Source organism: Allobosea sp. MMO-172, assembly GCF_037147855.1.
Classification (GTDB): domain Bacteria; phylum Pseudomonadota; class Alphaproteobacteria; order Rhizobiales; family Beijerinckiaceae; genus Allobosea.
This window is the reverse complement of the sequence record NZ_JBBCUM010000002.1, coordinates 42,134-64,570: the sequence shown is the minus strand read 5'-3', so window position 1 is coordinate 64,570 and position 22,437 is coordinate 42,134. Positions and strand designations below refer to the sequence as shown.

At 62.3% G+C, this 22,437-nt stretch carries 20 protein-coding genes; 3 read left to right on the top strand and 17 right to left on the bottom strand.

The annotated features are described in order from the left end of the window. Window positions 1-77 precede the first annotated feature (77 nt). On the top strand, window positions 78-653 hold the full coding sequence (locus tag WFK61_RS03550) for a recombinase family protein (protein WP_336810158.1): 576 nt from the start codon (window positions 78-80) through the stop codon (window positions 651-653). 413 nt (window positions 654-1,066) lie between these two features. Next, complete coding sequence (locus WFK61_RS03545) at window positions 1,067-1,645, top strand: recombinase family protein (RefSeq protein WP_336810157.1); 579 nt, start codon at window positions 1,067-1,069, stop codon at window positions 1,643-1,645. Between the two features lie 18 nt (window positions 1,646-1,663). Here the strand turns inward: WFK61_RS03545 and WFK61_RS03540 are convergent, their stop codons facing one another. From WFK61_RS03540 to WFK61_RS03480, 13 genes are all read right to left on the bottom strand, one after another. Continuing rightward, a complete protein-coding gene (locus WFK61_RS03540) occupies window positions 1,664-1,897 on the bottom strand; it encodes a DUF2274 domain-containing protein (RefSeq protein WP_336810156.1) in 234 nt (77 codons plus the stop codon). Window position 1,898: 1 nt separating this feature from the next. Next, on the bottom strand, window positions 1,899-3,095 hold the full coding sequence (locus tag WFK61_RS03535; protein WP_336810155.1) for a TraB/TrbI/VirB10 family type IV secretion system protein: 1,197 nt from the start codon (window positions 3,093-3,095) through the stop codon (window positions 1,899-1,901). Next, window positions 3,092-4,153 (bottom strand): P-type conjugative transfer protein TrbG, encoded by a 1,062-nt coding sequence (gene trbG / locus WFK61_RS03530; protein ID WP_442896256.1) that lies wholly within the window; start codon window positions 4,151-4,153, stop codon window positions 3,092-3,094. Before trbG ends, WFK61_RS03535 begins: the two co-directional genes overlap by 4 nt. Then, window positions 4,150-4,839: a conjugal transfer protein TrbF gene (gene trbF / locus WFK61_RS03525; protein WP_336810154.1), complete on the bottom strand. Its 690-nt coding sequence runs from the start codon at window positions 4,837-4,839 to the stop codon at window positions 4,150-4,152. The genes trbG and trbF overlap by 4 nt, the downstream gene beginning before the upstream one ends. Further along, complete coding sequence (gene trbL, locus WFK61_RS03520; RefSeq protein WP_336810153.1) at window positions 4,836-6,203, bottom strand: P-type conjugative transfer protein TrbL; 1,368 nt, start codon at window positions 6,201-6,203, stop codon at window positions 4,836-4,838. Before trbL ends, trbF begins: the two co-directional genes overlap by 4 nt. A gap of 2 nt (window positions 6,204-6,205) precedes the next feature. Then, on the bottom strand, window positions 6,206-6,649 hold the full coding sequence (trbK-alt, locus tag WFK61_RS03515; RefSeq protein ID WP_336810152.1) for a putative entry exclusion protein TrbK-alt: 444 nt from the start codon (window positions 6,647-6,649) through the stop codon (window positions 6,206-6,208). A gap of 12 nt (window positions 6,650-6,661) precedes the next feature. Then, the gene (gene trbJ / locus WFK61_RS03510) at window positions 6,662-7,426 is read right to left on the bottom strand and encodes a P-type conjugative transfer protein TrbJ (RefSeq protein WP_336810151.1); all 765 of its coding nucleotides are present in this window, start codon (window positions 7,424-7,426) and stop codon (window positions 6,662-6,664) included. Then, entirely contained in the window at window positions 7,423-9,936 is a 2,514-nt protein-coding gene (gene trbE / locus WFK61_RS03505) for a conjugal transfer protein TrbE (protein ID WP_336810150.1), read from the bottom strand. Before trbE ends, trbJ begins: the two co-directional genes overlap by 4 nt. Before the next feature lie 10 nt (window positions 9,937-9,946). Then, window positions 9,947-10,228 carry a VirB3 family type IV secretion system protein gene (locus tag WFK61_RS03500; protein WP_336810149.1) on the bottom strand — a complete coding sequence of 94 codons (282 nt, stop codon included), beginning with the start codon at window positions 10,226-10,228 and terminating at the stop codon, window positions 9,947-9,949. After that, window positions 10,228-10,536 carry a TrbC/VirB2 family type IV secretion system protein gene (locus tag WFK61_RS03495; protein ID WP_336810485.1) on the bottom strand — a complete coding sequence of 103 codons (309 nt, stop codon included), beginning with the start codon at window positions 10,534-10,536 and terminating at the stop codon, window positions 10,228-10,230. The genes WFK61_RS03500 and WFK61_RS03495 overlap by 1 nt, the downstream gene beginning before the upstream one ends. Before the next feature lie 17 nt (window positions 10,537-10,553). After that, the gene (gene trbB, locus WFK61_RS03490) at window positions 10,554-11,537 is read right to left on the bottom strand and encodes a P-type conjugative transfer ATPase TrbB (protein WP_336810148.1); all 984 of its coding nucleotides are present in this window, start codon (window positions 11,535-11,537) and stop codon (window positions 10,554-10,556) included. Between the two features lie 146 nt (window positions 11,538-11,683). Beyond that, entirely contained in the window at window positions 11,684-13,096 is a 1,413-nt protein-coding gene (locus WFK61_RS03485; RefSeq protein ID WP_336810147.1) for a sensor histidine kinase, read from the bottom strand. 257 nt (window positions 13,097-13,353) lie between these two features. After that, entirely contained in the window at window positions 13,354-14,592 is a 1,239-nt protein-coding gene (locus tag WFK61_RS03480) for a benzoate/H(+) symporter BenE family transporter (protein ID WP_442896261.1), read from the bottom strand. Between the two features lie 112 nt (window positions 14,593-14,704). On the opposite strand from WFK61_RS03480, the gene pdxR reads away from it, so the two are divergent. Continuing rightward, window positions 14,705-16,195, top strand: a complete 1,491-nt coding sequence (gene pdxR / locus WFK61_RS03475; RefSeq protein WP_336810145.1) for a MocR-like pyridoxine biosynthesis transcription factor PdxR — start codon at window positions 14,705-14,707, stop codon at window positions 16,193-16,195. Window positions 16,196-16,486: 291 nt separating this feature from the next. Here the strand turns inward: pdxR and WFK61_RS03470 are convergent, their stop codons facing one another. The 4 genes from WFK61_RS03470 to WFK61_RS03455 all read right to left on the bottom strand — a co-directional run bounded on the left by WFK61_RS03470 (window position 16,487) and on the right by WFK61_RS03455 (window position 22,370). Then, entirely contained in the window at window positions 16,487-17,803 is a 1,317-nt protein-coding gene (locus WFK61_RS03470; protein WP_336810144.1) for a diguanylate cyclase domain-containing protein, read from the bottom strand. 335 nt (window positions 17,804-18,138) lie between these two features. Next, a complete protein-coding gene (locus tag WFK61_RS03465; protein WP_336810143.1) occupies window positions 18,139-18,582 on the bottom strand; it encodes a CopG family transcriptional regulator in 444 nt (147 codons plus the stop codon). Between the two features lie 5 nt (window positions 18,583-18,587). Continuing rightward, a complete protein-coding gene (locus tag WFK61_RS03460; RefSeq protein WP_336810142.1) occupies window positions 18,588-20,579 on the bottom strand; it encodes a conjugal transfer protein TraG in 1,992 nt (663 codons plus the stop codon). Between the two features lie 27 nt (window positions 20,580-20,606). Then, complete coding sequence (locus tag WFK61_RS03455) at window positions 20,607-22,370, bottom strand: relaxase/mobilization nuclease domain-containing protein (protein WP_336810141.1); 1,764 nt, start codon at window positions 22,368-22,370, stop codon at window positions 20,607-20,609. Window positions 22,371-22,437: the final 67 nt, after the last annotated feature.

Here is a 22,437-nt window from a genome sequence, read left to right as displayed (position 1 = left end):
CTTGCTGAACGAGGCGGCTAACGTCTCTGGCCCTTGGGTTTTTCGTGAGTTTTCATCGCCGCTCCTCGAGGCGAACGATGCTAAAGATTGGATATGCCCGTGTATCAACGGAAGAACAAAACTTGGATTTGCAGGTGCGCGCACTGAAAGATGCAGGATGCAGGAAGGTTTTTATGGATCATGGCGTCTCGGGACAGCAAGCCCAGCGCCCCGGTCTTGATCAAGCCCTGGCGCATCTAGTTTCCGGCCAGCAGCTGGTGGTGTGGCGACTTGACCGGCTCGGCCGCTCGCTCATCAACCTGATCACGCTCCTCGACGATTTGGGGAGCCGCAGCATTCGTTTCCAATCGCTCAACGAAAACATCGACACAGCGTCGTCTGGAGGCAGGTTAGTATTCCATATGATGGCGGCACTTGCCGAATTCGAACGATCTCTCATAAGCGAGCGCACGCGAGCAGGGATGGCGGCCGCGCGAGCCCAAGGGAAGCGCGTAGGGAGACCGTTTGCGCTTAGCCAGGACGATTACAGCGAGGCACGACGTCTCATCGAACAAGAGGGCCTACGTGTCGATGATGTCGCTCAAATCTTCCAAGTCCATTCGCAGACATTGCGGCGGATGATGCGGCAAGACAACCATCCATTGCAGCGCTGATGCCGACACGGAGTGCTGCGGCCGCCCCTTCGGAAAACAGCCCATCGATGGTGAACGCCAACGAGTCTGGCTAACTTTCAAAACGTTGTGTCAACGGTGCACAGTACCCCCTGCTGATGCTTTGTCAGGAGGTGATTTGCCGCAGCGCCTTGTGCGATCAAGCCTTGATTTTTCAGGTAAAACCGTAACAATATAAGCTAGGTTTGATGCTGTGATTTAAAACAGCCGGCAGCATAAATCTAAAGAAACTTAGTACACGAAATAACGACAGAGGCGTGGAAATCAACCAGAAGCGTCGGGATCGATCAGTAAATTGAGTTGAGGCGGGGGGCAATCTGTTCAATTCTCACTATTGTTCTGTCGTGTTCCCATGTGCCTTGAACTGACTCGCCTCCCACCTCTGGAGGCGAGTTATGAAAAGAGTGGGGTATGCTCGGGTGTCAACGGAGGAGCAAAATCTCGACCTGCAATTGAGCGCATTGAAGCAGGTCGGTTGCGTACGCATTTTCACGGATCAGGGAATTTCGGGGTTGCAAGCCCATAGACCGGGCCTTGATGAAGCCATGGCATTTTTGCGCCCCGGACACGAACTGGTGGTTTGGCGACTCGATCGCCTCGGGCGCTCGCTTATCAATCTGATCAACTTGATTGACGACCTTGGGCAGCGAGACATTCGCTTCCGCTCCCTTAACGAGAATATCGACACGTGTTCGTCGGGCGGGCGCTTGGTCTTTCACATCATGGCGGCCCTCGCGGAATTCGAGAGAAGCCTGATCAGCGAGCGCACCCGCGCCGGTATGGCAGCCGCCCGAGCGCAAGGTAAGCACATCGGGCGGCCGATATCGCTCACCGAGAAGGACTATATTGAAGCGCGTCGACTCATCGAAATGGATGGTTGGCGCGTCGATGACGTGGCGGGACACTATGGTGTGCATGCCCAGACCCTTCGACGGCTGCTCAAGCAACACGAGTCAGAGCAACACGTACACTAAACCAGCCTTTGATGCCGTCTAATCCAAGGCAGGCTCCACCGACCGCCGCATCTTCGAGAACGCGCGGTCGGTGGCGATAAACCGCTCCAGCATGGGAACAATCAACCTGACAGGATCGGTACCGGTCTGGCCGGCTTCCCGCGCGAGAATATTGGCATAGGCCCTGAGATCGCGATGCAGGCTGGCCGGCAATTCCACCGTCACCTTCACCGGCTTGTCGTCAGCGATCGGCCCGAGTTTCAGCTTGGCCATATCAGCCTCCATAGGGTTCGAGAACGAGATCGCGCGTGACGAGGACACGCACTGGGAAGCCGGGACGGATCGCCAGCGTCGGAGCGATGTCAAGCTGGCGGCTGAGCACCTTTTGACCGGCATCGTTGACGCTGTCGGCCGCTCCCTGCCGTAGCGCGCGCAAGATCTCGCTTTCTTCGTTCGATGAACCGAGCTGCGTGCCGACGCCCAGCAGGGTCGAAAGAACTGCGGCCTTGAACAGCTCGCCCCAATGATAGTCGACACCGTCCTCGAGGCCAGCATAGCCTTCCGCATCGGCTCCCGGCTGACGCTCCAGAACGATTGAACGCCCATTTGGAAAGATCAGCCGATTCCAGACCAGCAGGATCCGGCGCTGACCGAAACCAACTCCGCTATCATACTGACCGACGACGCGAGTGCCCTGCGGGATCAGCAGGACTCTGCCCGTCGGGCTGTCATAGACATTCTCCGTGACCTGGGCTGTGATCTGGCCGGGCAGATCGGAACGGATGCCTGTGATCAGCGCAGCAGCAATTACCGCTCCGGCCTGAAGGACGTTCGCTGACGCTGGCGCGATAACGCGATCGGAAGAAACCGTGCGCTTGTCCGGCATCTGATTCAGGAAGGCGAGCTGTCGATCCTGCGCCGTAAGTGTCGAAGGCTGCGGACCGAGACCGAGGCTTGCCAAATCACTCAAAGGCGCTGGAGTCGTTGCTGCGGAAGCCGGTGGCGTACCCTGTGTCACCGGTCTGGTCTCTGTAGGCGCAAACAGCTTCGCCAGCCGCGCCGCCTCCATTTCCTGCTTGCGCCTCTGCTCGTCGGGATCGACCTCCGGCTTCGCTTCCGGCGTCACCGGGTTGAGGATCGGACGACCGAGATCGCCCGGAAGCGCCGGGCCAAGCTTCGGCACGCCGGTATAATCCTTCGGCAGCCCCGCCAGACCATCCGGCGTGGTGCGGTTGTCCGTATTATAGAGTTCCTGGCCACCACCCTTGATGTTGAGCTGAAGGGCATAGATCAATGCGGCGCTCAGACCGGCCGACGTGATCACGCCGAGTGTTACCAACACGCGGCGTGACAAACGCGTGACGCGCGGCGGAGCGGGACGCAGACGCATCGAAGAGACAGGCTCGCCAGTGAGAGGCAGAGCTTCGTCCTCGAAGACGGCTCCCTTTTGTGTATCGGAACCGGCCGTCATGACGTGCGCCCATCTGTGCGGGCGATGCGGACGCGCTTCTGGTTTCTGTCCGCTCCGAATTTGAGTTCGGCGGCGGCAAACAACCTGTCCACGATCATGTAGTTGCCCCGCACCCGGTAGTTCACCAGTTCGGACGTATCGCCCTCCGGTCCGACGACGAAGAGCGGCGGCATTTCGCCTTGCCCGATCCCCCTCGGGAACTCGATATAGACCTGTTTTCCGTCATCGAACGCGCGAAGCGGTCGCCAGGGCGCACGGTCGCCCGAAACGTCGTAGCGGAAATTCACCTTGGACAGATCGACGCCAGTCGAGATCGGCTGGGCAGCCAGCGCCTCGGCATTCTGGCGCCTGAGCGCGATAAGCTGGTCCTGCGGATACTGCCAGGAAACCGATGCCATATAGGTCCTCTCGGTCGAGCGCAACTCCATGTGATAGGTGCGCAGATTGGTGTTGATGACGAGATTGGTTATCAAATCGGTGCGGGTCGGCTTGACGAGGATATGCACCTGTTTTGCAGCACCCGATCCGCTTTCGGTATCACCGATGATCCAGCGCACGGTGTCGCCGGCGGCGACAGGGCCGGAGCCGACCAGCGTTTCGCCGGGCTGGAGCGCGATGTCGGTGATCTGCCCGACGGCGGCATAAACCTGATAGAGCGCGCCGGCCGTGAACGGATAGACCTGCATGGAATTGATGAAGCCGTCGCGCACCGGCTGGACGCGCGCCTGCTCATTGGCCTGGTTGACGCGCGCGGTCGGATCCTTGGCTTCAGGCCGCTGTTTGCTGCTGTCGACCGGCTTCAACTGGCCGGGAAGCGGCAGCGGCTTGGGGAGTTCGACGACGCGCACGGGCGCCGCCGGGTCGGCAAGCTGCATGGCGGCAACCGGATCATCATAGCTGATCTCAGGCGGCTTGTTCATGGAGGCGCAGCCGGCCAGATGCGTGGAGGACAGCAGCGCGAGCGCGAGCGCGGCTCTCCGGAAAGCCGGTTTCGCGGGATTGAAGAAAGCCGGTCTTCCACCATTCATGGTGGCGGCTGTGTGGAAGACTGGCATCATTGTCCAAGTTCCTTCGACCAGTTGATAGCGTTGACATAGATTCCGAGCGGATTGGCCCGGAGTTTTTCGGCATCGCGCGGCGGCTGCACCACCACGGTGAGGATGGCCGACCAGCGCGCGGTGCTGGCGAGCGCGCCGTCCTGATAGGTGCGCTCGGTCCAGGCGACGCGGAAGCTTTCGGGCGAAGCGCGAATGACAGAGGAGACGTCGACGGCGACCTGCGTTTTGCCGACCTTGGTGAAGGGGTCGTTGGCGCGGGCATAGTCGTTGAGTGCTACGGCACCGCCCTGCGTCGTGAAGTCATAGGCCCGCAGCCAATTCTGCCGCACGATCACCGCGTCGGATGGAATGGAGCGCACTTCCTCGACGAAACGGGCGAGCTGGAAGGCGATCTGGGGATCGTCCGGGCGATAGTCGGCCGTTGCCGGTGCGATCGCCTGCGCCTGTCCGAGCTTGTCGACCTGCACGACCCAGGGAACGACCGAGCCGTTCAGCGACTGCCAGACGAGGCCCGCTGACAGGCCCGTCGACAGAAGCAATGAGCCGAAGGCCATCAATCGCCAGTTCTTCGCCTGCACGCGGGCGGACCCGATGCGTTCATCCCAGGCCTGGGCGGCGCGCTGGTATGGTGTTTCAGGCTCGGGTGACTTGCCGTAATGGGTGGATGGTCGTGAGAAAAAACTCATGGCTTGTCGCTTTCGGAGAGGTTGACGGAGGAGCCGCCGCCGTGGCTGTCGCCGGATTTGACCGCTTGGGCGGCGGTCTGGACGCCGTGGGACATTTTCTGGGAACGCTGCATGCGCTTTGCCCAGGCAGGGGGCGTCGATGGAGCGGAGGACGCGGCAGTGGCCGATGGCGCGGATGTATCGGTCTCATCGCCGTTACCGGTGACCGAGCCGCCGGTTGCCTCGAACGCCGAGCGAGCGCCGGCGCGATAGCTGGCCTTGACGCTGTCGGCGGCTTTTGAGGCAGCGCGCTTGAGGGGAGAGACCGCCGCCTGGGCGCCGGCGCTCGCGACACCGCCGAGACCATTGGCGACACCGGATGCGCTGGAACCGGGCGCGGCGCCCAGGCTGTAGGCGGCAGAGGCGCCACCGGCGAGCGTTGCACCGCCACGCGCCGCGGCGGCGGCGGCACCGCCCGCAAGCGCACCCGCGCCGGTGGCAGCTGCGCCGATTGCCGCACCTCCGACCACGGCCATTCCACCTGCAGCCAGCCCGGCACCCACGGCAGAACCCGCACCAAGCTGGGGTCCACCGGAGACGAGGCCGTTGGCGATACCGGGTCCGAAAATGCCGAGGCCGAGCAGAGACAGGGCCGCGAGCACGATCGCCATGGCGTCATCGATGGTCGGCGCGTTGCCGCCAAAGCCACGCGTGAACTCGGAGAATAACGTCGAGCCGATGCCGATGATGACGGCCAGCACCAGCACCTTGATGCCGGACGAAATCACGTTGCCAAGGACGCGCTCCGCCATGAAGGCGGATTTACCGAACAGGCCGAAAGGGATCAGCACGAAACCGGCAAGCGTGGTCAGCTTGAACTCGATCAGTGTCACGAAGAGCTGGACGGCAAGGATGAAGAAAGCGAGCAGGATCAGCGCCCAGGCGAACAGCAGGCAGGCGATCTGGATGAAGTTCTCGAAGAACGAGACCCAGCCCATCAGATCGGAGATGGATTCGAGCAGCGGGCGGCCGGCATCGAGGCCGGTCTGCGCGACCTTGCCGGGCCGCATCAGGTCATCGACGGAAAAACCGGTTCCGGAGGCTTTCAGGCCGAGACCTGCGAAGCTTTCGAAGACGATCTTCGCCAACTTGTTCCAGTTGCCGATGATCCAGGCGAAGACGCCGACGAAGAGCGTCTTCTTGACGAGGCGGGCGATGATGTCCTCGTCGCCACCCCAGGACCAGAACAGCGCGGCCAGCACAATATCGATGACGATCAGCGTGGTTGCGATGAAGGCAACTTCCCCGCCGAGCAGGCCGAAACCTCCATCAATATAGCGGGTAAAGGTCTCGAGGAATTTGTCGATGACACCGGTCCCTTGCATGGTCAGCGGACCTCTTCGCTGGACGGGACGGCGGTGGGAGCGACACGCTCGACCGGCACCGCCGGTGCAGGCGGTGTCGCGGGAGCCACCAAATCGCGAGCCTTGCTTTTATCGACAGCCTTTTCCGCATCGCCGGATGTGTCCGATGACGGAGCGGTGCGCATAAGCGGCCCGCCCTTTTCCTTCGACTTGATCTTGCCGAAGAAGCGCTCACGATTGTCGATCCAGAGTTGAAGGCAGATCGGGTCACGTAACGCGAATTCGCCTTTGTCCCGGCAATAGCGCAGCAACTGGCGCTGGCTGTCGGCAATGGCCCGCTCGCGTGGCGGTGGATCGATCTTCATACCCTCGGACGGCGATCCGTCCATCATTCCCATGGCAGCGACGGCGACGGCAAGGCCGGCAAAGGCGATGGCTGCGACGCGGGTATACGTTCTCGTTTCCATCACGCGCGCTCCTCAATTGCCCGGAAACATTTTGGCGTTGCCCGGCTGATAGCCGGCGCCGGGGGTCAGGAAGCGGCGGCGTTGTTCGCGTCCCTGCTCGGCCGCGGCGGCACGCTCGGCATCTGTCAGCGCTTGCGCGCGCCCATTGGCGGCAAGCACCGCAACGAGATCGGACAGTTGCTGAGACTGGAGGGCCAGAAGCTGGTTGCCGGCCTGAGTCGCCTGGAGGGCGCCGGTCGCCGACTGGCTGCGGTTCACCAGTTCCGACATCTGCTCCTTGTTGCTGTCGATATTGCTGACAACACCAGCCTGAACGCGCATGGCGTCCTGCAGACCACCGACCGTGTTCTGCCAGCGCGACTTCGCGTCCGCGACAAGCTGCTGATCGGATGCCGACATGGAGACGTTCGCGTATTTCTGATTGAACATCTGATCGACCTTCTGGACGTCGAAAGCGATGTTCTGGGCCTGCTTGAGCAGCGCCTGGGTCTTCTGCACCGACTGCTGCAACTGCTGCAGCGAAGAGAACGGCAGGCTCGCCAGATTCTTCGCCTGGTTGATCAGCATCTGCGCTTCGTTCTGGAGCGAGGTAATCTGGTTGTTGATCTGCTCCAGCGCCCGTGCCGCCTGCATGACGTTCTGCGCATAGTTGGTCGGGTCGTAGACAATATCGAAGGCGGCCACCGGGATGATGGAAGCGGACAGAATGCCGACCGGCGCCGCCATCAGGGCGATGGCGATACGACGGGCACGCAGGCGCGAACGGAAGCCGGTCATGGCTGAACCTCCAAGGTGATGACAGGGGAGTGAGACGCAGCCGCTGGATCGGGTGCCGGCCTGACCGGGTCGGGTGCGCGCGACGCGATGTTGGTGAGATTATCGGCAAGATCGGCGGCCCAACCGAGGCCATTGGCGACAAGCCATTCGCGCAGGAAGCCGTCAGCGTCAGACCGCTCCTGTACGGCGGCGATCAGCGCCTGGTGCTGGCGCGAGGACGCGGCGCACAGGCAGAGGGCGACCTCGCTGAGACCGAGCTCGAACAGGCGGTTGCCCCGCCGCGACTGGCAATAGTAGTCTCGCTTGGGTATGGCGCGGGCGAGGATTTCGATTTGTCGGTCGTTCAGGCCGAAACGACGGTAGATCGCGGTGATTTGCGGCTCGATGGCGCGCTCGTTGGGCAAAAGCAGCCGTGTGTGGCAACTTTCGATGATGGCGGGCGCTATCGGGGAGCCGTCGATGTCCGACAGCGACTGCGTGGCGAACACCACCGAGGCGTTCTTCTTGCGCAGTGTCTTCAGCCACTCGCGGAGCTGGCCCGCGAAACCGTCATCGTCAAGCGCAAGCCAGCCCTCATCGATGATGAGCATGGTCGGCGCACCGTCGAGCCGGTCTTCAATTCGGTGGAACAGATAGGCAAGGACCGCCGGCGCGGCATCCGTGCCGATCAATCCCTCGGTCTCAAACGCCTGGACCGTGGCTGTTCCGAGATGCTCAGCTTCCGCATCGAGGAGCCGCCCCCAGGGTCCGCCGACACAATAGGGTTTGAGAGCCTGCTTGAGATCGTTGGACTGCAGGAGAACGCAGAAACCGGTGATGGTGCGCTCGTCCATTGGCGCGGTGCTGAGCGAGGTCAGCGCCGTCCAGATATGCTCCTTCACCTCTGGGGTGATCTCGACGCTCTCACGGATCAGGATCGACACGATCCAGTCTGCGGCCCAGGCGCGCTCCGGCACGTAGTCGATATATTTGAGCGGCTGGAGCGAGACGGAGGTGTCCGATCCATCCGTCAGACCACCGCCTAGGTCGTGCCAGTCCCCGCCCATGGCGAGCGCGGCAGCACGGATCGAGCCGCCGAAGTCGAAGGCGAAAACCTGTGCTCCCCGGTAGCGGCGGAACTGCAAGGCCATCAGCGCCAGCAACACGGATTTGCCGGCGCCGGTCGGTCCTACGATCAGCGTATGGCCGACATCGCCGACATGAAGGGAGAACCTGAACGGCGTCGAGCCCTCGGTCTTGCCGAAGAACAGCGGCGGCGCGCTGAAGTGTTCATCCCGCTCCGGTCCCGCCCACACGGCGCTGAGCGGGATCATATGGGCGAGATTGAGCGTGGAAACGGGCGGCTGGCGAACGTTGGCATAAAGGTGCCCCGGCAATGATCCGAGCCAGGCGTCCACCGCATTGATAGTCTCGATCATGGACGTAAAATCACGCCCCTGAATGACTTTCTCGACCTGCCGGATCTTCTCGTCGGCCGCCCGCGAGTCCGTGTCCCAGACGGTCACGGTCGCCGTGACATAGGCCATACCGGCATAGTCGGCGCCGAGCTCCTGCAAAGCCTGATCGGCATCATTGGCCTTGTTGGCCGCGTCGCTGTCGACCAGCACGGACGCCTCGTTGGTCAGCACCTCCTTGAGGATTGCCGCGACCGACTTGCGTTTGGCGAACCATTGCCGCCTGATCTTCGTCAGCAGTTTCGTCGCATCGGTCTTGTCCATGAGGATGGCGCGGGTCGACCAGCGATAGGGGAAAGCCAGCCGGTTGAGCTCGTCGAGGAGGCCGGGCGTGGTGACGCTCGGAAAGCCGGTGATGGTCAGTATCCGCAGATGCTGATCGCCGAGGCGCGGTGCGAGACCACCGGTCAGCGGCTGATCGGTCAGGAGCGCATCGAGATACATGGGGGTCTCGGGCACCCGGACGCTATGGACCTTGGTCGAGACGCAGCCATGCAGGTACGTCAGCGTTTCCGCATCGTCGAGCCAGCGGCATTCTGGCATGAAGCCGTCGACAAGCTGCAGCAGCCGGTCGGTGCGGTCGGTGAAGCCCCTTAGAATTTCGCGGGCGTCGATACCGGACTGATCTCGTCCTTCGTAGAGCCATGTTTCGGCTCGGGCGGCGTCTTCAGCTGGCGGCAGAAACGCAAAGGTCAGGAAGTAGCTAGATTCGAAATGGGCGCCTGCTTCCTCGAAGTCCGCCTTGCGCTCCGTGTCGACCAGGGCCGATGCCGCATCGGGAAATACATCGTCGGGATAACGCTGCGCCGGAAGCCTAACGGCTTCGACAAAAACGGCCCAGCCGGAGCCAAGCCGGCGGAAGGCATTGTTGAGGCGGCCGGCAACGGCGACCAGTTCGGCCGGCACGGCGGAATCGAGGTCGGGGCCCCGGAAACGTGCACTGCGCTGCAGGCTGCCATCCTTGTTGAGAATGACACCCTCGCCGACCAGCGCGGCCCACGGCAGGAAATCGGCCAGACGCCGATTGCGGTTGCGATATTCGGCAAGGTTCATCATCGCCGCGCCCTCACACGGCCAGATGCGCGGGGATGCGCAGATGCCTGCGCACGACGTCGACGAAAAGCGGATCGCGACGCGCCGCCCAGACGGCAACGGCATGACCGACGATCCAGAGCGCCAATCCGACCAGCCAAAGGCGCAGGCCGAGGCCTATCGCACCGGCAAGCGTCCCATTCAGGATCGCAATGGCGCGCGGTGCGCCGGCAAGCAGGATGTGCTCGGTCAATGCGCGGTGGACCGGCACCGCAAAACCCGGGACATCCCGCCCCTGTTCGATGAGCGCCGCCATCAGACGAGCACCCCGCCGCCGAAGGAGAAGAAGGACAGGAAGAAGCTAGACGCGGCAAAAGCGATCGACAGACCGAAGACGATCTGGATCAGCCGGCGGAAACCGCCAGAAGTGTCACCAAACGCCAGCGACAATCCGGTGGCGATGATGATGATCACCGCGACGATCTTGACGACCGGGCCTTCGATGGACTGCAGTATCTGCTGCAGCGGTTGCTCCCATGGCATGGAGGAGCCCGAAGCGAAGGCGGGAGAGGTGGCGAGCAGAAAGAGGGCGGCGAGCGGCACGGCGCCGATCGTCCGCTGCAAGGGCGCGGGATTGCGGGTCACGGGAGGTCTCCTGAAGATGATGAGAGGGTCGGAGTGATGCGGTAATCGCCATCGGGGCCGAGGCCCTCGACGCGGGCGAGTTCGGAAAGTTTTCGGGCGGAGCCGCGGCCGGAGAGAACGGCGACGAGGTCGATCGTCTCGGCGATCAGCGCACGCGGGACGGTGACGACGGCTTCCTGGATAAGCTGTTCCATCCGACGCAAAGCGCCGATGGCGGAACCGGCGTGGATCGTGCCGACACCGCCGGGATGGCCGGTACCCCAGGCCTTGAGCAGATCGAGAGCCTCCGCACCGCGCACCTCTCCGACCGGGATGCGGTCGGGGCGCAGACGCAGCGAGGAACGAACGAGATCAGACAGTGAGGCGACACCGTCCTTGGTCCGCATGGCGACGAGGTTGGGCGCTGCGCATTGAAGCTCACGCGTATCCTCGATGATGACGACCCGGTCACCGGTCCTGGCGACCTCGGCGAGCAATGCGTTCGTCAGCGTCGTCTTGCCGGTCGATGTACCGCCGGCGACGAGGATGTTGGCGCGATCGGCGACGGCCTGGCGCAGGATATCGGCCTGTACGGCCGTCATAATGCCGGCGCGCACATAGTCGTCGAGCGTGAATACAGCGACGGCGGGCTTGCGGATGGCGAAGGCGGCCGCGGCGACGACGGGAGGTAAAAGCCCTTCGAACCGTTCACCTGTCTCGGGCAGCTCAGCCGATACGCGCGGAGCACCGGCATGGACTTCGGCGCCGACATGGTGGGCGACCAAGCGGATGATACGCTCGCCTTCGGCAGGCGACAGCCGCTCACCCGTATCGGACAGTCCTTCGGAGAGACGGTCGATCCAGATACGGCCGTCAGGGTTCAGCATTACCTCGACGACGGCAGGATCCTGGAGCAGCGCCGCGATGGCAGGCCCGAGCGCTGTGCGCAGCATTTTTGCGCCACGCTCGAAGCTCTGTCTGCTGTGATGATAAACCGCCATCTTGTCCCCGTTCGTCAGGGGGCAAGACCTGTCATGCCCCGACGGGGATGATTAAAAGAGCCAGTTTTTGGGTGGGTTCAACAGGTTTCGGTCGAAGTAGGAGCCCGTCGCATAAGAAGAAAGAGACGGCTGAAACGCTTCTTATGTCAGCTGACGATGACACCGTCCGCCGTAATCACACAGCGGACGCCGGCAACTTCGTAATCGACGTCAACCGAACTGCTATTGGACCCGGCAATACCCGCTTTGAGAAGCCGTGTGCCTGACCCTTTCCGCGTGGGTTGATCGACGGGTGGCCCGCCTGCTTCAGACCATTCGAGCACGAGGCGGTCCGGTGCTCCCTTGATCTGCCATGTGATCGTTACAGTGCCGAACGTGTTCGACAGAGCGCCATATTTTACTGCATTCGTCGCCAACTCGTGCAGAATGAGCGCCAGGGAAAGCGCCGGGCGTGCACCTATGGCAACAGCTGGGCCCGTCACGCTGAAGCGCTGGATTGAATTGCCATCATGCAGGCCAACGACATCTGCGACGACGGCGCTCACCTCCACACGCTCAGCCCCTTCAGCGAGAAGCATGTCATGTACCCGCGCCAGGGCGGCAATACGCGCATTGAACAGAGTCAGACCGCTATCCAGATCGGCGGCATGACGCAGAGACTGACCGGCGATAGCCTGGACGAGGGCAAGCTGATTCTTCAGCCGGTGGACAAGCTCGTGCTCGCGCAGCTGCTGCAACCGCGCCTCGTCCGCCCGCTCCGTGACATCCAGCGCCTGGACGAATATTCCATCGACCTTTCCGCCCGCATCGCGGATCGGGTGATAGAGAAAATCGACGATCCTTTCTTCGGGCTGTCCGCCAGGGGTACGGATCAGGTGAGCGGACACATCGCGACCGACGTAAGCCTCGCCTGTCTCGTAGACACGGTCGAGCAATGGCACGAAACCCTGGCCAGCCAGTTCTGGCAGTGCTTCGATCACGGGCATTCCGACCACATCCCGGTGTCCGACAAGCATCCGGTAATCGCGGTTTGCGAACGTGAAGACGTGATCGGGGCCCGTGGTGATCGCGACAGCGCCGAGCGCCATCTCGAAGACATGCAACATCTGCTCCCGCTCCCGCGCGAGCCGCCTCCGCATGATCACTTCGGCGGTGGTCTCGACGCAGGCGCAAAACATGCCCCGCACATTGTTGTCGGCGTCACGCACAGGCGTGTAAGAAAAGGCGAAATGCGTTTCTTCCGGATAGCCATTTCTGTGCATGATGAACGCGATATCGTCCATCGACGTGCTGATACCATTATATGCGTCGGTGATGATGGGATCGACATCGTCCCAGATATCGAACCACAAATCCCGGAACGGTTTTCCCAGCGCTGCCGGGTGCCGATTGCCGCACATCGCGGCATAGCCGTCATTGTAAAGGGTGATCTGCTCGGGTCCCCAGACGATCAACATCGGCTGACGGGAGCCGAGGGCGATGCTGACGATCGTCCGCAACTCTGTCGGCCAATCTTCCGGCCGTCCGAGAGGATTGCAGTTCCAGTCCACCGCGCGCATCAGCGCGCCGCATTCCCCGCCCCCTCGTAAAACCATTCACCGCCCCTCAAAAGCACACCACTCGACAATCTTCCCGCTGAGGAGATCGGTTGCAACCAGATATTCATAGAGCTTTTAAGAGGAACAGGGTAGTTCGATACGCTACGCACTATACTGCGGCCGGGATCGTTCGACTTCGGCCTTCAAGGTCAGGGGTGAGATGGGCAGAGCCGCGGCCTGCGACGCTCTGCCCTTCGCAAGTTGGTCTCTCGTCCTGTTCAACGCATCCGCGACGCCGTGATTGGTTGGCCGGCATCGCGCCCGGCCGGTTTGCGCGGAATGCGCCCGTTTAAGACAATGGCCGCGACAAGACCGATCACCAGCCCCCAGAATGCGCCCCCGATCCCAAGCAGCTTGATATTGGCCGCTGATGCCAGAAACGTAATCAGCGCGGCTTCGCGAGAGGTCGGATCGGCCATCGCCCCCGCAACACTGCCGCCGATGGTGCCCAGAAGCGCAAGACCTGCCAGCGAGGTGATGAACGTCGCCGGGAAGGCCATGAACACGGCCGCAAGAGTGACGCCGAATACCCCGACGAGGACATAGAAGCAGCCTGCGGCGATCCCCGCGATCCATCGCTTCGACGGGTCCTCATGCGCTTCCCTGCCGGTCGCGATCGCAGCGGTGATCGCAGCGATGTTGAAGGCATGCGAGCCGAACGGCGCCATCAGCAGCGAGCCCAGACCAGTTACGGTGACGATGGGATTAGCGCTGGTCTTGAACCCGTCGTTTCGCAAAACGAGCATGCCGGGCATGTATTGCCCGGTCAGCGTGATCAGGAACAGCGGCAGTGCGACACTCAGCAGGGCATTGAAGGAGAATTCCGGCATCGTAAAAACAGGCGCCGCCAGGCGAAGCTCAAGTCCCGAGAGATCAACGCGCCCTTGGAGGAGAAGAAGGGCCAGTCCGAAGACAAGAATGCCGACCACCGCATAACGTGCGCAGACGCGTTTCAGCAGGAGATAGGCGGTGATCAGCAGTCCGACGAGAAGAGGGTCGATGCTCGCGCTGCCGAACGCACCGATCCCGAATTGCAGCAGGATGCCGGCCAGCAGGCCGGACGCAATGCCCGGCGGAATGAGCCGGATCACCCTCTCGAAACATCCGGAGAGACCCAGCAGCACGAAAGCCAATGCCGAGGCTATGTAGGCTCCCACGGCTTCGGCATAAGGGGTTGTCGCGAGCGCGGTGACGAGAAAGGCGGCCGCCGGCGTAGACCAGGCGGTGATGATCGGCTCACGATAACGCCAGCTCAGGACAAGGCCGGTCAGGCCGACGCCGATTGAAACCGACCAGACCCAGGATGCCGTCAGTTCAGGGGAGAGGCCGGCAACCCGGGCGGCCTGGAAGACGAGAATGAAGGTGCCGCCATAGTTCACAATTACGGAGATCAGACCCGCGACGACCGGGTGGGCGAGATCTGTGAATTTCATGAAAGGTGATGGGCGGGGCTGCATTTGCTCGGTTTTCTCCATTGAATCGGGCAGGTCAGCGCATAGGCGCGGCTTGACATCTACCTCACAAATGGCCTGTTAAGACCCGCCAATAATCGTAAGAGATTCAGACCATTTGTTCAGGCATTCCCAACTCGAATCCGTTAAGGCATGGCTGATCAATCCGGCCCATGCGGCCATGCCGCTTCACGCGCGGATACAGCGGGCCATCCGGCAAATGATCCTCGACGGAGCGCTCGGACCAGGAAAGCCGCTCCCCGCTTCTCGTCCGCTTGCCAAATCCCTCGGTGTTTCTCGCGACACGATCGAGGCTGCTTACGCGCAATTGCATGCGGAAGGCTTCATCGAGCGGCGGGTGGGAAACGGCAGCTTCGTGGCCGAGATGGTCGGCCTCAAGCCCGTCCAGCGGCGCTCAAAGCGCAATTCAGCACCCGCAAACCAGTCCCCAAACCTCAGCAACCGCGGTGCAGCGATATCTATGAGTGGCGGAGTGCGCGAACTGCTGTTGCCGCGCCCCTTTGCGCAGGGTGTACCCGACACCCGCAGCTTTCCGCTGCCCCTTTGGGAGCGGCTGGAGCGGCAAGTGCTGAAGGAAACCGGCACGCATGCTTTACTTCATGGAGATCCCCAAGGGGCAGAATCCCTGCGCCGCGCCATCGCCGATTATGTGAACCTCGAACGTGGAGCACGCGCAAGCGCCGAGCGTGTCCTGGTGCTGACCTCCTCGCAACAGGCCCTGATGCTGTGTGCAAGCATGCTGTTCGATCCCGGGGATCGGATATTCATCGAAGATCCGGCCTATTACGGCGCACGCAAGGCGTTTGAAGCGGCTGGCCTCGACTGCGTTCCCGTTCCCGTCGACCGACAGGGCATCACGGTCGAGCCCGTCCTTGACGACCCGCGCCGCGCCAAAGCGGTTTTCCTTACGCCATCGCATCAGTTCCCAACGGGCGCAGCACTTGCTCTGGATCGCCGGCTAGCGCTGATCGACTGGGCAGCACGTCATGAGTCATGGATCATCGAGGACGATTACGACAGCGAATTCCACTATGCGGGCAGGCCGACAGCCTGCGTCCAAGGTCTCGATCTGCACGACCGGACGGTCTATATCGGCACCTTCACCAAATCCCTCTTCCCCGGACTTCGCATCGCCTATGCTGTGCTGCCGCCCCAACTGGTGAAGCCAATGACTGTCGGGCGAACGCTTCTTGACGGCCACACCGCCTTCATCGCTCAACTGACGCTGGCGCGATTCATGGAAGGGGGGCATTTCGGGGCGCATGTCCGCACCATGCGCGGCCTCTATGCAGACAGGCTCGATACCCTTGCCAATCTGGTTCGAAGGCATCTCCGCGATTTCGTCGAGCCGCACGTTCCGGTCGGCGGTCTGCAAATGCCCTGCATGCTGACATGCGACATGTCTGAACGCGCGGCCATCGAAGCAGCTCGCCGGGTTGGCGTCGAACTGCTGGGGTTATCGTCGCTTCATGCTGCCGGCAACGGCGAAGCCGGCTTCCTGATGGGCTTTGCTGCGTATTCTCCCCTCGAACTCGAAAGCGCGGTGAAGAGACTGGGGCAATCGCTTAAAGCAGATCATGGCACGTGACGGTGTGTATCGACACCTAAGATTGGACGGCAATAGCTCAACCCGTCGATCTCAGATCGGAGCGCGGGCGACGTCACATCGAACTGGTAACGTCTTTGACCGTCATCAGTCCGAGGTTCTCATAGTCGAAAAAACGGTCCTGAGCGTTGAACATATCAGGGCGACCCGCATCACCGCGAATCCGACGGTGTGCTGTTCCAATTTTCCGAGGCGCTCGTGCCCATTTTTGTGATCATTCCCGTAGACTACTCGCCATCAACGATGGCGGTATCAACTCCGCAGCAAACCCTATCAACCACAACTTGAGGCTTGATCTCTTTGCGGGAGGTAGTCTTGCCGGCTGTGCTGGTCGAAAACGTATATCGTGTTTCGCCCGCGCGCCTTTGCTTCATAGAGTGCCTGATCGGCGGCCGACAACAGCTGGCCTGGCGATCCACCAAGCTGGCCCGCTGAGCTGATACCGATGCTCGCCCTTGCAACGACCTCGTGAGGAGCGCAACGAATGGGTCTTTCCGTCGCGGCAAGAAAGCGTTCGGCGCATCGGATCGCTTCGCCTGGCATTCCCGACAAGGCAACAACGAATTCGTCCCCGCCCAAACGGCCGATCAAAGCCCCCTTCCCAAAAGAACTCCGCAACCGATGCGCCGTTTCGACCAACACGGCATCTCCCACCTGATGACCAAACAGATCGTTGATCTGCTTGAAGCGGTCGAGATCGATGTAACATACGGTCAAGTCAGATTGATCTGCTTTGGCGTCGACCAGCATTTCGGACAGGCTACGATCGAAGGCAGCCCGGCTTGCCATACCGGTGAGATCGTCGTGATCCGCTTTCCATTGCAACTGACCTTCCAGTTCTTTCCGACGACTGATGTCGCGAACCGATGCGACATATCCATTCGGGGCGCTTGTTGCAGCGTCATGGGTGAGACGAAGGCACGCCTCGAGCCAAACCCATGATCCATCTTTTCGGCGTTGACGTTGCTCGCTGATGGCAACGTCTAGTCTCCCTTCGCGGACATCAAGCATGAGCTCTCTGAAACGCGGGGCATCGTGAGGATGCGTGAGCTCCGTCGCCTTGCGGCCGATCAGTTCCTCCGGCTCGTAGCCAAGCAATGTCCGAACTGACGGCGAGATATACAGGCGATTTCCGTCAAGGTCGCCGCGAACAAGCGTGTCTGTACTGGCCTCCGCGAGCAAACGGAATTGCGCCTCATTATCCTCAGCCGCCTGCAAACGTTCCTGCAGCGCGAGGTGTTGAGCCGCAATCAATGCAAGATCGTCAAGAATGCGGGCGGTTTCAGGCGTCTTTGATCGGGGCGCCTTGTCCAATACGACAATCCGGCCACGTCCCTCTTGTCCAAAGGACGTGACGGCAAGAAAACGCGCAACGCTATCAGGCAGGCGGAAATCGCCCTGGAGCGGCCATTTGGCGCCAGCAAGATCCGCTATCCAGATCTCATCTGCGTCCGGTGATTTCATGAATGCGTGAGCTTCCGCAAAGCGAAGCCATTCAGCTCCTTCGAGATCCGGCGCAATCTCGATCGCAACAGGCTCAGCCGAGTCTAAAAAAATCGCCGCGACGGACACATCGAGACTCTTGCGCATCAAACGGCATAAACCATTCAAAAACGGGCTGAGTGAAGGTGCTGCCTTCGCGGATGGGGAACTAGCAATAGTCAAACTAAATCACCTGCCGCACACACCTCTCATGCGTGCATTTTGCTACGACGTTAAGAATGGAGCAGAGATAACGCCATTGGCGTAAATATTTCTCTTATCAGAAGCGGGAAATGAATTGATTTGCGAAGCGTCGACCCCAAAAAAAGCGCCGACGACCTCAAAGATAGTATCTGCGGCGATGGACGCTCCCATGACATGCGCGAATACAGTCAATTGAAGCGATAATGAAGCAACATGATGCGCTCCGGCATCGTGAATATTCACTCGATTGGATCGACCTCATCCTCCGAAATTTCCTGCCGGAGCTTCGGCCCTTTGGCCAACCTCCGGCCGAGTGCGGTGACGAACTGGTCGTAACGCTCGCCGGCCTTGGCGCGAGCGGCCTGCGCGGCGGGTTCGGGTAGCGTCGGGGTGGTCGTGATCCAGTATTTGACGAAGACGGCGAGGCTTTCGACGGCGATGCCGACATCGCGTTCGAGCCGGGTCATGCGCCGGTCGATCTGGTCGAGGCGTTTGACGATGACCGCTTCGCGACGCTCGGAAGCGTCGGGCGACAGGAAGGAGGCGATGGCGGCCTCGGCGATCATCGACTGCGGCTGGTCGCGCCTCGCGGCATAGTCGGCAAGCTGACCCATGACCTCGGGGTCGAGATACACCGAGATCTGCGCCTTCTTCTTGCGGGACGTGGGCGGGCGATCGGTCATGGCGGTCACAACTCCATGCCGTCGTTCGGATCGAGCGAGACCTGACGCGCCACGCCCTGCATCAGGCGGTTCATTCGGCTGTTGCGCACGGCATCGTCATCCGTGTCGTCATCCCGGTCACGGTCGATCTCGAACGGGTTGTCGATCGGCGCCAATTTCTCGACCGGCTTCACCCGGTTGAGTTCCGGCTGCTGGCGGCGTTCGGATTCGGTCGGATCGTCGTCCCCGGTTTCCGGCGCGGCTTTCGCCTCGGCGAGCTGAGGGCGTGGCGGCACGGGCAACGTGGTCCAGTCGTCGGGGCGGACCTGTTTCGGCGCGGCGAGCGTCAGTGGCGGCAGGATGCGTTCCTTGAAACGGGCATCCTCGTAATATCGCGCCTTCTTCGCGCGGATCGGCGGGGTGCCGGCGATCATGACGATCTCGTCGGTCGGCGGAAGCTGCATAACCTCGCCGGGGGTGAGCAGCGGCCGGGCGGTTTCCGAACGCGAGACCATCAGATGCCCGAGCCAGGGCGAGAGCCGGTGCCCGGCATAGTTCTTCATCGCTTTCATTTCCGTGGCAGTGCCGAGCGCGTCCGACACGCGCTTGGCGGTCCGTTCGTCATTGGTGGCGAAGCTGACGCGGACATGGCAGTTGTCGAGGATCGAGTTGTTCGCGCCATACGCCTTCTCGATCTGGTTCAGCGACTGCGCGATCAGGAAGCTCTTCAGCCCGTAGCCCGCCATGAAGGCGAGCGCGCTCTCGAAGAAATCGAGCCGCCCCAGCGCCGGAAACTCGTCCAGCATCAGCAGGAGCCGGTGACGTCCGGCCTTGGCTTGAAGATCTTCGGTGAGGCGACGGCCGACCTGGTTGAGGATCAGGCGGATCAGCGGCTTGGTGCGGTTGATGTCGGAGGGCGGCACGACGAGATAGAGGGTGGTCGGGCGCTTGGCCGTCACGATGTCGCCGATCCGCCAGTCGCAACGCCGCGTCACCTCCGCCACCACGGGATCGCGGTAGAGGCCGAGGAACGACATGGCGGTCGACAGCACGCCCGACCGCTCGTTGTCGGACTTGTTCAGCAACTCGCGCGCGGCGCTGGCGATAACGGGATGAACGCCCTTCTCACCGAGATGCGCCGTCGTCATCATCGCGGCGAGCGTCGACTCGATCGGCCGCTTCGGATCGGAGAGGAAGGCGGCGACACCGGCCATCGTTTTGTCTGCCTCGGCATAGAGGACGTGCAGGATCGCGCCGACGAGAAGTGCGTGACTGGTCTTCTCCCAATGGTTCCGCTTCTCCAGCGAACCTTCGGGATCGACCAAGATGTCGGCGATATTCTGGACGTCGCGCACCTCCCATTCGCCGCGGCGGACTTCCAGCAGCGGATTATAGGCCGACGATTGCGCGTTGGTCGGGTCGAACAGTAGCACCCGGCCGTGGCGGGCGCGGAAGCCGGCGGTGAGCTGCCAGTTCTCGCCCTTGATGTCGTGGACGATGGCGGAGCCGGGCCAGGTCAGCAGCGACGGCACGACGAGGCCGACGCCCTTGCCGGATCGGGTCGGCGCGAAGCACAGCACATGCTCCGGGCCGTCGTGCCGGAGATAGTCGTGATCGTAGCGGCCGAGCACGACGCCATCGGGACCGAGCAGGCCGGCGGACTTCACCTCTTCGGAGGCGCCCCATCGTGCCGAGCCATAGGTCTCGACCTTCTTCGCCTCGCGTGCCCGCCAGACCGACATGCCGATCGCGACGGCGACCGCGATGAAGCCGCCGGACGCGGCGATGAACGCGCCCTCCATGAAAATGTCCGGCGCATAGGCGTCGTAGGAATACCACCACCAGAAGAAGGATGGCGGCAGGTAAAACGGGAAGCCCAGCAGGCTGAACCAGGGCGGCCCGAGCTGCGCCTGAAACCCCAGCTTCCAGGCGACATATTCGGTGGCGCCCCAGGTGGTGGCGAGAACGATCAGGAAGACGGTGATGATCTGACCCCAGAGGATCTTGGTGCCGGTCATGGCGGCGGTCCTTTCACGGGAGGGAAGTTAAAGGCCGAGCCCGCGTTTGCGGCCGAAACTCCAGTCGACGCCGCCATCGTCGCGGGCGACGCCAGAGACGTGACGGCCGAGCTGCTTTTCGAGCGAGGGCGTCCAGGGCACGAGCTGGAAGCCCATGCCGTCGTCGATCATGGCGAAGCGACCGGAAGCAAGCGTGAAGCGCTGGCGGTAGGTGCCGGCGACATATTCGCCGCCGCCCGCACGATTGAAGGGCTGGCCGGTCTCGGCCGACAGCTTCTCGCCGAGCGCCTCCAGCTCGCGGGCGCGGAGCGTCTCGATCAGGTTGCGGCGGAAGGTGACGCGCTGTCCGCTGCGTTCGGCGAGACCCTGTTCGACCAGATGGTCGGCGCGGGCGTCGAGCGCGTGACGCACCTCGGCGCCGAAGCCGCCATCCGACAGCGCGACCGGCTCGCGGGCGATGTTCTGCCGGTCGAGCCAGGTCGCGCCCGACGCCGTGATCTGGCGGTCGATGTCGAGATCGGAGCGGACGGCGATGGCGACGCGGCGTTCACCCTTCGCGTCCTCGAACCGGCGCAGCTCGACGATGGAGCCGGGCGCGCTGTCGCCGGCGGCATCGAGGTCGGGCAGCTTGATGTGGTGGGTTCGCCCGTCGACGCCATCGACCACGGCATAGGCGCTACCCCTCAACTCGTCGTCCAACCCACGATCGACCAGCCGGCCGATAACGGGAACGTCGAGGCTTTCGCCCGCCAGCACATAGCTGGCCGAGCCGCGCTCGATACCGCGCTCGGTCAGCGCCCGGTGCATCCGTTTGATGATGTCGCCGCGCTCACCGAGTTCGCGCAAGGTCGCTTCAGCCTTGTCGTCGATCACCCATTGGCCGGGGCCGATCTCGACGGCGAGGCCAAAACCTTCCAGCTTGCGAAGGCGGCCGACCTTCTGGGCATGATACTCGTCGGGCTGGCGATCGGGCGCCGGGGCCATGTCGATGACGCCATCGCGGCCGTCGCGGACAAGCTGGCGGTCGAGCCGGGTCCAGCGCTCGGCCTCGACTTGGGCGGACAGATCGCGGCGGATGTCGAGATCGGTTCGAGGTCCGAGTTCCTGCGTGATCAGATCACACGCCCGATCGCGCATGCCTTCCTTGATGTAGTCGCGGGAAATGACGAGGTCCTCGCCATCGTCGCGCACGCCCCGCACGATCAGATGGACATGCGGATGCCCGGTGTTCCAGTGATCGACAGCGATCCAGTCGAGCCGGCTGCCGAGATCCTTTTCCATCTGACTGACGAGCTCGCGCGTGAAGGACCGGAGATCGGACATTTCCAATGCGTCGTCAGGCGAGACGATGAAGCGGAAATGATGCCGGTCATCCTTGCAACGGTCAGCGAAAGCCTTGGGATCCGCGTCCTCCGTCCCCGGGCCAAGCAGCCGCGCCTTTTCAAGGCTGGCCGCGTGGCCAACTTCATTTTCGGCGCGGGTGACCCCTTCCCGGCGTAGATAGTTGAGATGCGCGGACAATGGTGCGGCGCGAGCCGAGTGGCGCACGACCCGCGCCTTGACCACGGCGCCGCGCGTGCGCGCCGTGATGAAGCGGTTTGCCTGAATGGCGGCACGTTGCCCCTTGCCGAAGCGAGATCGATTTCCGGCAACGACCCGGCCGGCGCGGGAAACGCCAGCGCCTTCCTTTCTGGCGGCGGCAAGCACCTGGGCGATGAACGGCTTCGCGCGTTGGGCTTGCGGTGAGCGGATGCGACCTGGACGGATGCGAAACTCGTGGTCATCGGCCATGGCCATGTCCCGCAAGGTGCCAAAAACCGAAATAAATCAGCAGAGTGCGTGAATGCCGCACATTGCT

Excerpts from the sequence above, each read along its gene's own strand:
- WFK61_RS03550 (WP_336810158.1), top strand. The coding sequence starts at position 78 with ATGCTAAAGATTGGATATGCCCGTGTATCAACGGAAGAACAAAACTTG.
- WFK61_RS03545 (WP_336810157.1), top strand. The coding sequence starts at position 1,067 with ATGAAAAGAGTGGGGTATGCTCGGGTGTCAACGGAGGAGCAAAATCTC.
- WFK61_RS03540 (WP_336810156.1), bottom strand. The coding sequence starts at position 1,897 with ATGGCCAAGCTGAAACTCGGGCCGATCGCTGACGACAAGCCGGTGAAG.
- WFK61_RS03535 (WP_336810155.1), bottom strand. The coding sequence starts at position 3,095 with ATGACGGCCGGTTCCGATACACAAAAGGGAGCCGTCTTCGAGGACGAA.
- trbG (WP_442896256.1), bottom strand. The coding sequence starts at position 4,153 with ATGATGCCAGTCTTCCACACAGCCGCCACCATGAATGGTGGAAGACCG.
- trbF (WP_336810154.1), bottom strand. The coding sequence starts at position 4,839 with ATGAGTTTTTTCTCACGACCATCCACCCATTACGGCAAGTCACCCGAG.
- trbL (WP_336810153.1), bottom strand. The coding sequence starts at position 6,203 with ATGCAAGGGACCGGTGTCATCGACAAATTCCTCGAGACCTTTACCCGC.
- trbK-alt (WP_336810152.1), bottom strand. The coding sequence starts at position 6,649 with ATGGAAACGAGAACGTATACCCGCGTCGCAGCCATCGCCTTTGCCGGC.
- trbJ (WP_336810151.1), bottom strand. The coding sequence starts at position 7,426 with ATGACCGGCTTCCGTTCGCGCCTGCGTGCCCGTCGTATCGCCATCGCC.
- trbE (WP_336810150.1), bottom strand. The coding sequence starts at position 9,936 with ATGATGAACCTTGCCGAATATCGCAACCGCAATCGGCGTCTGGCCGAT.
- WFK61_RS03500 (WP_336810149.1), bottom strand. The coding sequence starts at position 10,228 with ATGGCGGCGCTCATCGAACAGGGGCGGGATGTCCCGGGTTTTGCGGTG.
- trbB (WP_336810148.1), bottom strand. The coding sequence starts at position 11,537 with ATGGCGGTTTATCATCACAGCAGACAGAGCTTCGAGCGTGGCGCAAAA.
- WFK61_RS03485 (WP_336810147.1), bottom strand. The coding sequence starts at position 13,096 with ATGCGCGCGGTGGACTGGAACTGCAATCCTCTCGGACGGCCGGAAGAT.
- WFK61_RS03480 (WP_442896261.1), bottom strand. The coding sequence starts at position 14,592 with ATGCAGCCCCGCCCATCACCTTTCATGAAATTCACAGATCTCGCCCAC.
- WFK61_RS03470 (WP_336810144.1), bottom strand. The coding sequence starts at position 17,803 with ATGCGCAAGAGTCTCGATGTGTCCGTCGCGGCGATTTTTTTAGACTCG.
- WFK61_RS03465 (WP_336810143.1), bottom strand. The coding sequence starts at position 18,582 with ATGACCGATCGCCCGCCCACGTCCCGCAAGAAGAAGGCGCAGATCTCG.
- WFK61_RS03460 (WP_336810142.1), bottom strand. The coding sequence starts at position 20,579 with ATGACCGGCACCAAGATCCTCTGGGGTCAGATCATCACCGTCTTCCTG.
- WFK61_RS03455 (WP_336810141.1), bottom strand. The coding sequence starts at position 22,370 with ATGGCCGATGACCACGAGTTTCGCATCCGTCCAGGTCGCATCCGCTCA.